General features: G+C 63.1%; 13 protein-coding genes. 6 read left to right on the forward strand and 7 right to left on the reverse strand.

Going from position 1 to position 10,499, the window contains the following annotated elements:
- The coding region (locus tag JHD07_RS20995) for an efflux RND transporter permease subunit (protein WP_291625381.1) at positions 1-491 on the reverse strand (491 nt) is incomplete at its 3' end.
- A complete protein-coding gene (locus tag JHD07_RS21000) occupies positions 488-1,657 on the reverse strand; it encodes an efflux RND transporter periplasmic adaptor subunit (protein ID WP_291625382.1) in 1,170 nt (389 codons plus the stop codon). The genes JHD07_RS21000 and JHD07_RS20995, both read right to left, overlap by 4 nt.
- A 351-nt stretch (positions 1,658-2,008) precedes the next feature.
- Here JHD07_RS21000 and JHD07_RS21005 point away from each other — a divergent pair, with 351 nt between their 5' ends.
- The 6 genes from JHD07_RS21005 to JHD07_RS21030 all read left to right on the forward strand — a co-directional run bounded on the left by JHD07_RS21005 (position 2,009) and on the right by JHD07_RS21030 (position 7,791).
- Complete coding sequence (locus tag JHD07_RS21005; protein WP_291625383.1) at positions 2,009-2,248, forward strand: hypothetical protein; 240 nt, start codon at positions 2,009-2,011, stop codon at positions 2,246-2,248.
- A gap of 209 nt (positions 2,249-2,457) precedes the next feature.
- On the forward strand, positions 2,458-4,857 hold the full coding sequence (locus JHD07_RS21010; RefSeq protein WP_291625397.1) for a TonB-dependent receptor: 2,400 nt from the start codon (positions 2,458-2,460) through the stop codon (positions 4,855-4,857).
- A gap of 2 nt (positions 4,858-4,859) precedes the next feature.
- Positions 4,860-5,549, forward strand: coding sequence for a Fe2+-dependent dioxygenase (locus JHD07_RS21015; RefSeq protein WP_291625384.1), 690 nt, complete (start codon positions 4,860-4,862; stop codon positions 5,547-5,549).
- Positions 5,546-6,499, forward strand: a complete 954-nt coding sequence (exbB, locus tag JHD07_RS21020; RefSeq protein ID WP_291625385.1) for a tonB-system energizer ExbB — start codon at positions 5,546-5,548, stop codon at positions 6,497-6,499. Before JHD07_RS21015 ends, exbB begins: the two co-directional genes overlap by 4 nt.
- A 3-nt stretch (positions 6,500-6,502) precedes the next feature.
- Positions 6,503-6,961 carry a TonB system transport protein ExbD gene (gene exbD / locus JHD07_RS21025; RefSeq protein WP_291625387.1) on the forward strand — a complete coding sequence of 153 codons (459 nt, stop codon included), beginning with the start codon at positions 6,503-6,505 and terminating at the stop codon, positions 6,959-6,961.
- An 11-nt stretch (positions 6,962-6,972) separates the two neighbouring features.
- On the forward strand, positions 6,973-7,791 hold the full coding sequence (locus tag JHD07_RS21030; RefSeq protein ID WP_291625389.1) for an energy transducer TonB: 819 nt from the start codon (positions 6,973-6,975) through the stop codon (positions 7,789-7,791).
- Here the strand turns inward: JHD07_RS21030 and JHD07_RS21035 are convergent.
- The 5 genes from JHD07_RS21035 to JHD07_RS21055 form a co-directional block, all read right to left on the reverse strand.
- Positions 7,779-8,201, reverse strand: a complete 423-nt coding sequence (locus JHD07_RS21035) for a hypothetical protein (RefSeq protein ID WP_291625398.1) — start codon at positions 8,199-8,201, stop codon at positions 7,779-7,781. The genes JHD07_RS21030 and JHD07_RS21035 overlap by 13 nt on opposite strands.
- A 64-nt stretch (positions 8,202-8,265) precedes the next feature.
- Positions 8,266-8,946: a site-2 protease family protein gene (locus JHD07_RS21040; protein WP_291625391.1), complete on the reverse strand. Its 681-nt coding sequence runs from the start codon at positions 8,944-8,946 to the stop codon at positions 8,266-8,268.
- Positions 8,947-9,100: 154 nt separating this feature from the next.
- Positions 9,101-9,493 carry a GFA family protein gene (locus JHD07_RS21045; RefSeq protein WP_291625392.1) on the reverse strand — a complete coding sequence of 131 codons (393 nt, stop codon included), beginning with the start codon at positions 9,491-9,493 and terminating at the stop codon, positions 9,101-9,103.
- Between the two features lie 7 nt (positions 9,494-9,500).
- A complete protein-coding gene (locus JHD07_RS21050) occupies positions 9,501-10,247 on the reverse strand; it encodes an SDR family NAD(P)-dependent oxidoreductase (RefSeq protein WP_291625394.1) in 747 nt (248 codons plus the stop codon).
- Positions 10,248-10,264: 17 nt separating this feature from the next.
- A partial coding sequence (locus JHD07_RS21055) for an SDR family oxidoreductase (protein ID WP_291625396.1) occupies positions 10,265-10,499 on the reverse strand: 235 nt, incomplete at its 5' end.

Genomic DNA, 10,499 nt, shown 5'->3' on the forward strand with positions numbered 1-10,499 from the left:
TGGGCGTCCACCGCGTCGCTGACGCTGGTCAGCGGCAGTGTATCCGACGTCGCCGACAGCAGCAGGATCGGTGCGTCGGCGGGGTTGACCTTGCGATAGGTCGGGGGCGAGGGGAGGTTTTTCGGCAGCTGGCCGCTGGCAGCATTGATGGCGCCCTGCACGTCGTTGGCGGCACCGTCGATGTTGCGATTGAGGTCGAACTGAATGGTGATCGACGCCGTGCCCAGATAGCTCGTCGAGGTCATCTGCGCGATGCCCGGGATCTGGGCGAATTGCCGCTCGAGTGGCTGCGCGACCGAGGAAGCCATCGTCTCGGGGCTGCCGCCGGGCAAATTGGCGGTGATCTGGATGGTCGGAAAGTCCACCTGCGGCAGGGGCGCGACAGGAAGCAGGGGATAGGCGACGAGGCCGACGAAGAGAATGCCGGCCATCAGCAGCGAGGTGCCGATGGGATAACGGATGAAAGGTGCCGAAATCCCGCCCCCGATCATTCCTGTCGAACCTTGTTCTGGGCCGGACCCGAGCTTGCTACCGCCGTCGACACCAGGCTTCCGGGCTGGACCTTGAACTGACCGCCGACGATCACCTGCTGGCCGGGGCTCAAGCCTTCCTCGATGACCGAACGTCCGTCGATCGCATAGCGGACCTTGACCTTGTGCATCTCGGCCTTGTTATCCTGATTGACCGTATAGGCGTAGAGCCCGTTGGTGGAATGCTGGACTGCATCATCCGGTACCACGGTCGCATCCTTCAGCGTCCGCACCAGAAGCCGTGTCGAGACCGATTGACCCGGCCACAGCGTGTGGTCCTTGTTGTCGAACACCGCCTTGAGCCGGATCGTCCCGCTGCTCGTGTCGACCTGGTTGTTGATGACCGCAAGCTTGCCCTCGGCCAGCGTCGTCTTGCCGTCGGTGGTGAAAGCGATCACCTTGAGCGCGCCGGCTTTTTGGCCCTCGCTGATGTAGGGAAGCTGCTCTTCCGGTGCCGTGAAGATGACCGAGATCGGCTCCACTTGCGAGATCGTGACGATGCCGGTCTGCGAGGAGGCATTGACGATGTTGCCGATGTCGACCTGACGCAGGCCGGCGACGCCTGTGATCGGCGTCCTGATCTGGGTGTAGTCGAGCTGGGTCTGCGCGTTGGCGATTGCGGCGTCGTCGGCGGCGATCTGCGCGGTGAGTTGGGCGACGGTCGAGCGCTGGGTATCCACCCGCTGTGCCGTCGCGAATTCGCCGAGCTTCGTGGCGCGCTGAAGTTCAAGGTTGGCGTTGGCGAGGCTGGCCTCATCCTGTACCTTCTTGGCCTTCGCCTGGTCGAGCGCGGCTTGATAGGGACGGGGGTCGATCGAGACCAGGAGGTCGCCCTGTTTGACGATCTGGCCCTCCTTGAACTCGAGCTTGATGATCTGGCCGTCGACCCGGCTGCGGACCTGGACGGTGTTGAAGCCCTGAACCGTGCCCAGGCCGGTCAGGTAGACCGGAAAGTCGGTCTTTTGGACCGGTGCAACGCTGACGGGGACGGCGGCCGGGCGAGGCGGACCTTTTTGTGCGGTCTGGGATTTTCCGGCCTCGGAACCGAAATTCTGCCAACCATAGTAACCCGCGGACGCCGCGGCCGCGATGATCACAATCCAGAGGATCGGCCGGGACATTGTCATGTCGTCTCGTCTGGGCTCGTGCCCTCAGCTATGAATTGATGGGCAATCGCAGGGTTCCAGCGTGATGTATATTACACGCCAAGTTTCGGTGTAAACAGCACTATCGGTCGAAAATCCTAAACAATTGGAAAGCTTTGCACTCGTTGGCAGCGCTCTGGCGCGTCTGTGTGCTAGGGGATGCTTCAGGCCGGGAGCCCCCCACGTTAGCGCAGCGTCTGCTCGAAGAGCGTCTCCGCCCGAAGCTATGGTGCGGATCGACCGCAAGAACGGTTCTAAGTCGGATGTTGGCCGTTTCGGTTGTCAGGGATTTCGGCATCGTCCATATCGGCGCCGCCATGAATGGAGCGCAGGATGGACGAGCTGAACGGCAAGCTGATCGCTTGTCAGATTCTGATCACGGGATTGATCGCGCGTGTCGCCAACGAGCAGCGCGATCCCTTGCGCTTCCTCACCGACTTTCGCGACGAGATCAAAGCCGTCGTGAAAGGCGTCAACATCGCCGGCATGGACCAAACCGATCGCGTGCGCGCCGTTGCGCAGAAAACGGTCGACGAATTGTTCTCGCTGATGAAGCCGCCGAGCAGCGACTGAGAGCGCAACAGTCGATTTGCGTCGTTTCTCTCGAACAGATCCCATCCAAGATTAGAACGATTTCAAACTACAGTTTAGAATCGTTTTGATCTGGATTGATTCAAGGGTTCTCGCGAGCGGCTCGCATTGACCCGCTATTTTGCGGCCGATACCAACGCTCATCGTACGCTCGAAGGAAGCGAGCGAACAGGAAGATGGGGCGTTTGTTAATGGGGCAGGTAGTCGCACCGAAATCGTTGCGTTCGGTCGCAGCGTTGAATTCATTGGATGAGAAGCTCACGGGGATTTCCGGCAAGAAAGTTTCTGCGGTTGCAAGCTTGATCGCGGTGGCGTCGGTGTCGAGCGGCGCAGAGGCGCAGCAATCGAATCTGCCGCCGGTCACCGTCGATGCTCCGGTCGAGCGGCCGCGTCCGGCGGCTTCGAAGCCGTCGCCCGAGCAGGTTCGTGCCCGCAACGCGCTGCGCCGGGCCGCGCAGCGCCAACAGGCGCCGCAGGCGGCTCCAGCCGCCCCGTCCGGCGCGCCGGATGGCAATCCCTATGCCGATCCTGCGGCGCCCTACAAAGTCGATCACGTCCAGGCCTCGGGCAAGTTTCCCGAGAAGATGCTGAACACGCCCAAGAGCATTACCGTGCTCAGCAAGGAAGTGCTCGAGGACAAGAACGCGACGACGTTGAAGGAGATCGGACGCTCGACCGCGGGCGTGACGCTCGGCTCGGGCGAGGGCGGCAACGCTTTCGGCGATCGCTTCTTCATCCGCGGCTTCGACGCACGCAACGACGTCTTCATCGACGGCATCCGCGATCCCGCCGTCTCGATCCGCGAGAACTTCTTCACCGAGCAGATCGAGATCCTGCGCGGACCGGCATCTTCCTACGCGGGCCGCGGCACCGCCGGCGGCGCCATCAACATCGTCACCAAGCAGGCCGGCGACGTCAATTTCAAGCGCATGGACAGCGAGTTCGGCACCGACCAGACCAAGCGCGTCACGCTGGACGTGAACCAGGTGATCGATCCGACCTTCTCGGTACGCGCGGGCGGCCTGTTCCAGGACGCCAACGTCGCCGGACGCAACTTCGTCACCGACAATCGCTGGGGCAGCTTCATCTCGACCAAGTACACCCCGACCAGCGACATCAAGATCACGACGAACTACGTCCATACCGATCTCAGCGGCTATCCCGATTTCGGCGTGCCCTACTACAAACAGGGCAACGTGCCGGTGACCTCGGCGGGGATTCCGCGCGGGAACTGGTACGGCTTCCTGAACCGCGACTTCCAGACCGCGCGGCAGGATTTCGGCACCGGCACCATCGAGTACAAGGTCAATGAAGCCATTACGCTGACCAGCAAGGTGCGCGGCGAGCACTCGCTGCTCAACTACATCGGCACGCTGCCGCAGAACCCGAATACGACGAACCCCAACCCGCTGCTCTGGACCACGACGGCGAGCGCGCAGAGCCGCTACCAGAACGTCGACGTCTGGGCCAACCAGAACGAGGCCACGTTCAAGCTCAACACCGGCGGGATCAAGCACACCGCGGTGTTCGGCGTCGAATATTCGAACGAGAACATTTCAATCGATCGGTATTCGGGTCTCGCCTCGGAACTGTCCGGCTCCGCTTTCACCAGTGCGGGGGCGGTGACGGGGGTCAATCTCTACTCCCCGCAATTCACCTACATTCCGTTCGGCATACCGTCGCTGGTTGGAAATCCGACGCGCTACGGCGTCAACACCAGCAGCGTCTATGTCATGGACACCGCGAACTGGCAGGACACGATCATCGTCAATGGCGGTGTCCGCTATGACGGCTACAGCCAAAGCGCATCGAACAACAGTCCGAACTATGTGAAGCAAAATTCCGATCTCGTGAACTACAACGTCGGCGTGGTCTACAAGCCGATGTCGATCGGCAGCGTCTATGCCGCCTATGCGACTTCGGCCAATCCGTTCGGGTCGGAGCTGGATGCGACCGGCACCGAATACGGAGGCGTCCCCCCCAACTCGACCATCTTGCTTGGGCCCGAGCGCAACAAGGCGATCGAGCTCGGCACCAAATGGGAGCTTGCCGATCACCACTTGCTGGTGACCGGTGCGCTGTTCCAGACCACCAAGGACAACGCGCGCGAGACGGTCAACAACCTGCTCACATCCGGTGCCGCCTACAGGATCCAAGGCATCGACATCGAGGCGGAGGGCAAGATCACCGATCGCTGGAGCATCTTCGGCGGCCTGGTGCTGATGCAGTCGAAGGTCACGCAGAGCGGCGTCGCCTCGAATATCGGGCTGCAGCTTGCGAACATCGCCCACCAGTCGTTCAGCATGCTGACCAAGTACAAGTTCGATGGCGGGTGGGAGCTTGGCGGCCAGGCGGTGTACCGCTCGAAAGTCTACGGCGGCACGTTCGCGGCCAACACCAACGAGCTGCCCAGTTATTGGCGTTTCGATGCGTTCGTCGAGAAGAAGATCGACCAGAACTGGACCATGAAGTTCTACGCGCAGAACCTGACCAACAAGCTCTATTACGACTCGTTCTATCGCAGCAACGTTCCCTTCGTGGCGGTCGCGCCGGGACGGGCATTCTACGTCGTGACGACAGCGAAGTTCTGATCATGTTGACGTGCCTGCCTGGCGTTCTCAGCAAGGATGATGTGGCGGATTTCCGCCGCATCATGGACGCCAGCGATTGGGAGGATGGCCGCTCCACCGCCGGCGCGCAGTCGGCGATGGTCAAGCGCAACGAACAGCTGCCACCGGACAGCGAGGTCGCGCGAAAACTCGGCAATCGCGTCATCTCGGCGCTGACCTCGAACCCGCGCTTCATCGCGGCGGCGATCCCGCTTCAAATCTTCCCGCCGCTGTTCAACCGCTATGCGGCGAGCAGCGGCCATCATTTCGGCCTGCATGTCGACAATGCGATCCGCGGCGATCGCCTGACCGGCCTTCGCATCCGCACAGACCTGTCGATCACGCTGTTCCTCGCCGAACCGGAGGAGTACGACGGTGGCGAACTTGTGATCGAGGACACCTATGGCTCGCACGAGGTGAAGTTGCCGGCCGGGGACTGCGTGCTCTATCCTTCAACCAGCCTCCATCTCGTCACCCCCGTGACCAGGGGAACGCGGGTTGCGTCTTTCTTCTGGCTTCAGAGCATGATACGGGACGATCAAGCTCGCAGCATGATCTTTGACCTCGACACCACGATTCAATCGCTCGTGGAACGGCTCGGGCGTGACGATCCCGAAACGGTCAAATTGACGGGTATCTATCACAACCTCATTCGCTACTGGGCCGAAGTATGAAGACCACGACCTCAAGAGCAAGCCTTGCCGTCGCCGCCTTGCTGGCGGTCGCCTGGCTCGCGTCTCCTGTTTCCGCCCAGGCGCAGAGCGCGCCCGCCCCGGCGCAAGCGGTTCAGCCGGCTCCGGCCGGTCCGGCGCCGTCAGCCACCGTGCCCAGTGCCCCGGCGCCTTCGGCTTCGACTCCAGCCGCTCCCACGGCGCTCCCTGCGGCCACCGTTTCGACGACCGCAAAGTCCGAGGCGGCCGCCGTTGCGCCTGCCATGAAGGAATTGTCGCCCTGGATGATGTTCATGTCGGCGGACATCATCGTGCAAGCGGTGATGATCGGGCTGGCCTTCGCATCGCTGATGACCTGGACCGTCTTCATCGCCAAGTCGATCGAGCTGTCGGTCGCTTCCGGCAAGCTTCGTTCTGCCTTGAAGAGGATTGCGGAGGCGCACTCTCTCGCCGAGGCGCAGATGGCGCTCGGCACCAAGCAGGGCATCCTGCCGTCTTTCCTCGCGGCGGCGCTGCACGAGGCGCGGATGTCCGCCGGCCTGTCCAGCGATGCCGGCATCAAGGAGCGCGCGGCCTCGAGCTTCCAGGAGATCGTACGCGCGGAACAGCGGCGCATCCGGATCGGCATGGGCGTGCTCGCGACGATTGGCTCGACGTCGCCCTTCGTCGGCCTGTTCGGCACGGTCTGGGGCATCATGAACAGCTTCATCGGCATCTCGAAGTCGCAGACCACGAACCTCGCCGTCGTCGCGCCCGGCATCGCCGAAGCGCTGCTCGCAACCGCGATCGGCCTCGTCGCCGCGATCCCCGCGGTCATCATCTACAACCACTTCTCCCGCGTCACAAAGGGCTATCTCGAGCTCGTCAGCCGCGCCTCGGGCGCGGCGGGGCGGCTGCTCTCGCGCGATCTCGACCGCAGCCACGGCGGCTTGCATTCTCGCGCGGCGGAGTGAATCATGGGCGTTTCGCTCGCAGATAATGACGGCGAAGACGACGATTTCTCGGAAACGCATGACATCAACGTCACACCGTTCATCGACGTCATCCTGGTGCTGCTGATCATCTTCATGGTCGCGGCTCCGCTCTCTACGGTCGACCTGCCAATCGATCTGCCGACGTCCAGCGCGACGCCGCAGAAGAAGCCGGACAAGCCGACCTATCTCAGTATCAAGCCCGATCTGACGCTTGCAATCGGAGAGAACCCGGTCCATCGGGCCGAGTTGATCGGCACCCTCGACGGCCTGTCCGACCTGAGCAAGGACAAGTATGTGTTCCTGCGTGCCGATCGAACGGTGCCTTACGGCGAGTTGATGGGGGTCATGGAGCTCCTGCGCTCGGGCGGCTATACTCGGGTGAAGCTGGTTGCGCTGGAAGGCGCTCCGGGGGCACCCGCGGCAGGCGCCGCTCAGCCCTAGGAATACGCACGATGTCGGACGAAGTCAGGCCATCCCGGACGCTCTGGATCCTCGCGGCGGTCGCGGCGCTCGCGCTTCATCTTGGTGGTGCTGCGCTCGCGCTGGCGCATTTGCGGGACGACGGCGATGGCGACGGCCTGGGCGCGGCGGGCGCGGAGTTCGCGGTCGAGATGGCTTCGCCGGAAGCTCATGAAACCGACGCGCCGGTCGGACCGAGCGACTCCACGGCGCAGGAGGAGCGTCCGGAACTCCCGGAGCAGAAGGCCGAAATCAAGGAGACGGAGCTTCCGCAGGATCGCCCGGAAGAGGCCGAGGACCCCGATCGTATCGTCAGCGAAAACAAGGCCAAGAAGGAGCAGGACGACGACCCGAAGGTGGCTGCCGTTGAAACTCCAGCCGCGGAAGCGGCGCAAAAGCAGGTTGACCAGGTGCAGCAGACTTTCGAGGACGCAACGCGCGAGGCTGACAAGGCGATGGCCCCGGTGGTTGGTATCGGCAAGGACGTCTTGAAGATCACGGCCGACTGGAACCGCAAGGTCAGCGCGCATCTTGCGGCTCACAAGGTCAATCCGGAGGGTAAGGAGCCCCGCAATCAGACGGTGAAAGTGAGCTTCGCCCTCAATCGACGGGGGAACGTGATCTCAGTCGACGTCGCGGAATCGTCCGGAGACGCGGCCTACGACGCTGCCGCAATCTCCATGGTCCACAAATCCGATCCTTTCCCGATGCCGCCTGCGGCGGTGACTGAGGATCGGATCGAGCGCACCGTCCCGATCATCTTCAAGCCACCCGAAGAGAAGAAAAAGAAGAAGACGGCTCAACGCCAGTAGAGCCGGATCCCGACGTAGACCACGACCAGGCAGACAAAGATCAGCGCCACCGGCAGCGGCCGCTTCTGCGTTCCAGTGGCTGTGCCGCCTCCGAAAAAGCTGCTCGTCTTGGGCTTCGGAGGCGGGCGGCGGAAGGCGGTAACATTGTCCGCGGCTGGCTCCGCCTGGCGGGGGCGGACATCGGGCGGCGTTCCACCGCCGCCCATCTCGGCGTAATAGGCCTTGTAGATGGCACCGATGGTGGCCTCGGTGGCCTCGCCTTCGCTCATCTGCGCCAGCAGGTTCCTGTAGCTGGTCAGGAATTCCTGGGCCTCCGGAGGCAGCGCGGACGCCCCGTTGAGCTTGGCCATCATCTTCCAGGTGGCAAAATCGGCTCGGGCGCGGGTGTCGGCGCGTCGCGCGATCAGCATATCGGCAGCTTTGACCAAGTCGGCCTCTGGCCCTTCGGCTTGTGTACGGGTGTCCCGGTTTCAACTACGCATTGCCGGTCAGGAAGAGAACAGCCTGAATCACATAACCGGTCAACGTCCGCAGTATTGCTGAAATAACATCAAGATTTAGACCGAACTGCGAGCCCGCGAGCGGCAGCAGGATCAAGAGGCCGATCAGGATCAACATACCGAACGGCTCGAGCCGGGCCAGCGGCCAGGCGAGTGCCCGCGGCAACAGCCCGACCGCGACGCGCCCGCCGTCGAGCGGCAGGATCGGCGTCATGTTGAACACGGCCAGGATCGCGTTGATGATGAGTGCATTCTTGAGGTTGTCGGCAACCCATTTCGCCGCGCTCGCGGGCACCAGCGGTAGGGCATGGAAGGCGAGGGCGGTGGCGAGCGCCAGCAGGATGTTGGTGGCGGGGCCGGCCAGCGCCACCCAGACCATGTCGAGCCTGGGATTGTTCAGCTTGCGGAAGTTCACCGGCACCGGCTTGGCGTAGCCGAACAGGAACGGCGAATGCGCGAACAGCAGCATCGCCGGCAGGATGACGGTGCCGAACGGGTCGATATGCCTGAGAGGATTGAAGCTGACGCGGCCGAGCTGTGCGGCGGTGTTGTCGCCGAGCCGGTTAGCGACGAAGGCGTGTGCGGCCTCATGGAAGGTGATGGCGAGAACGAGGGGGATAACCCACACCGAGAGGTCGTAGAAGGAAATGTTCACAGCTCATCCATTTCGGTTCGCTAGCTAACGGCCTTGCAGCCGTCCCAGCCAAACCGGGGTGCAGCAACGGTTCGGCTCAACATAGGGTGGCCGGTTCCGGAATGCCACGGTGCAGATGGGTTGCTTCGGCCTGCCGTCGTGCAGTCGCGCAAATTCACGCCGGGATCGTCCCGGGATGTTGCACCAAGCCGTCGTCGAGCTTCACCCAGGCGAGCTTTTCCGACACCCAGATGTGCTCGGTCGGGACGAAGGCGTTGCGATCGTCGAAAGTGGCCAGCGCGACACCCGCCAGTGTCCCGTTGCGGCGCCAGGCGAACAGCCGCGTGCCGCAGCGCTTGCAGAACACGCGATCGATGTTCTCGGACGATGCATAGCGCCCTGTGTCGCCCTCGACGCTCAGCGCACGCTGGTCGAACTGCGCGCGGGCGAAGTAGGGCGAGCCCATCGCCTTCTGGCAGATGCGGCAATGGCAGACGCGGACGTTGAGCGGCTCGCCCTCCGCCTTGAACCGCACCGCGCCGCACAGGCAGCCACCCTCCCGGATCATGATGTCCTCAATAGGTTGCGCGTCCGCCCGAGATGTCGAACACCGCGCCGGTCGAGAAGGCGCAATCTTCCGATGCGAGCCAGCTCACCATTGCGGCGAGCTCTTCGACGAGCACGAAGCGTCCCTTCGGGATCTTCGACAGCATGAAATCGATGTGCTGCTGCGTCATCTGGTCGAAGATCGCGGTCTTCGCCGCCGCCGGCGTCACCGCGTTGACGAGGATGTCGTGGCCGGCGAGCTCCTTGCCGAGCGATTTCGTGAGCGCGATCAGGCCGGCCTTGGAGGCTGAGTAGTGCGCCGCGTTCGGATTGCCTTCCTTGCCGGCGATCGAGGCGATGTTCACGATCCGCCCGTATTTCCGCTTGAGCATTTCAGGCACGATCGCCTTGCTCACGATGAAGGGGCCGTCGAGGTTGATGCGCAGCACCTTGCGCCATTCCTCCAGATCGGTCTCCCAGACCGGTTTGTTGACGCCTGCAATGCCGGCATTGTTGACGAGGATGTCGATCTTGCCGAACGCGGCCAGCGTGGCATCGCGCGCCTGCTCCACGCCTGAGGTGTCGGTGACGTCGACCTTGAACACTTTGGTCTCGCCGCCGATGTCTTTTGCGGTCTTCTCGGCGAGTGCGGCATCGAAATCCCAGATCGCGACCTTGGCGCCGGAGGCGACGAAGCGCTCGGTGATGGCGCGGCCAAAACCCTGCGCACCGCCGGTGACGATGGCGATGCGGCCGTTGAGATCGATCTTGTTCATGCGGGCGGCCTCTGGTGTCAGAGCATGTAGCCGCCGTCGACGACGAGGTCGACGCCGGTGGTGAAGGCGCTCTCGTCGCTGCCGAGATAAACCGCCATCGCCGCGATCTCCTCCGCGGTGCCGAGCCGGCCCATCTTCTGGCGGGAGATGAACATCTCCTTGCCCTGCGGCCCCTGGGCTGCGGCGCGATCGAGCATCGACGGCGTCTCGACCGTGCCGGGGCAGATCGAGTTGCAGCGGATGCCCTTGGTG

The organism is Bradyrhizobium sp., assembly GCF_016462955.1.
GTDB lineage: Bacteria > Pseudomonadota > Alphaproteobacteria > Rhizobiales > Xanthobacteraceae > Bradyrhizobium.

What these genes read in the sequence shown, in the direction of transcription:
- JHD07_RS21030 (WP_291625389.1), top strand. Translation starts at nt 6,973, where the DNA reads ATGTCGGACGAAGTCAGGCCATCCCGGACGCTCTGGATCCTCGCGGCG.
- JHD07_RS21050 (WP_291625394.1), bottom strand. Translation starts at nt 10,247, where the DNA reads ATGAACAAGATCGATCTCAACGGCCGCATCGCCATCGTCACCGGCGGT.
- JHD07_RS21015 (WP_291625384.1), top strand. Translation starts at nt 4,860, where the DNA reads ATGTTGACGTGCCTGCCTGGCGTTCTCAGCAAGGATGATGTGGCGGAT.
- exbD (WP_291625387.1), top strand. Translation starts at nt 6,503, where the DNA reads ATGGGCGTTTCGCTCGCAGATAATGACGGCGAAGACGACGATTTCTCG.
- JHD07_RS21000 (WP_291625382.1), bottom strand. Translation starts at nt 1,657, where the DNA reads ATGACAATGTCCCGGCCGATCCTCTGGATTGTGATCATCGCGGCCGCG.
- exbB (WP_291625385.1), top strand. Translation starts at nt 5,546, where the DNA reads ATGAAGACCACGACCTCAAGAGCAAGCCTTGCCGTCGCCGCCTTGCTG.
- JHD07_RS21010 (WP_291625397.1), top strand. Translation starts at nt 2,458, where the DNA reads ATGGGGCAGGTAGTCGCACCGAAATCGTTGCGTTCGGTCGCAGCGTTG.
- JHD07_RS21035 (WP_291625398.1), bottom strand. Translation starts at nt 8,201, where the DNA reads ATGCTGATCGCGCGACGCGCCGACACCCGCGCCCGAGCCGATTTTGCC.
- JHD07_RS21045 (WP_291625392.1), bottom strand. Translation starts at nt 9,493, where the DNA reads ATGATCCGGGAGGGTGGCTGCCTGTGCGGCGCGGTGCGGTTCAAGGCG.
- JHD07_RS21005 (WP_291625383.1), top strand. Translation starts at nt 2,009, where the DNA reads ATGGACGAGCTGAACGGCAAGCTGATCGCTTGTCAGATTCTGATCACG.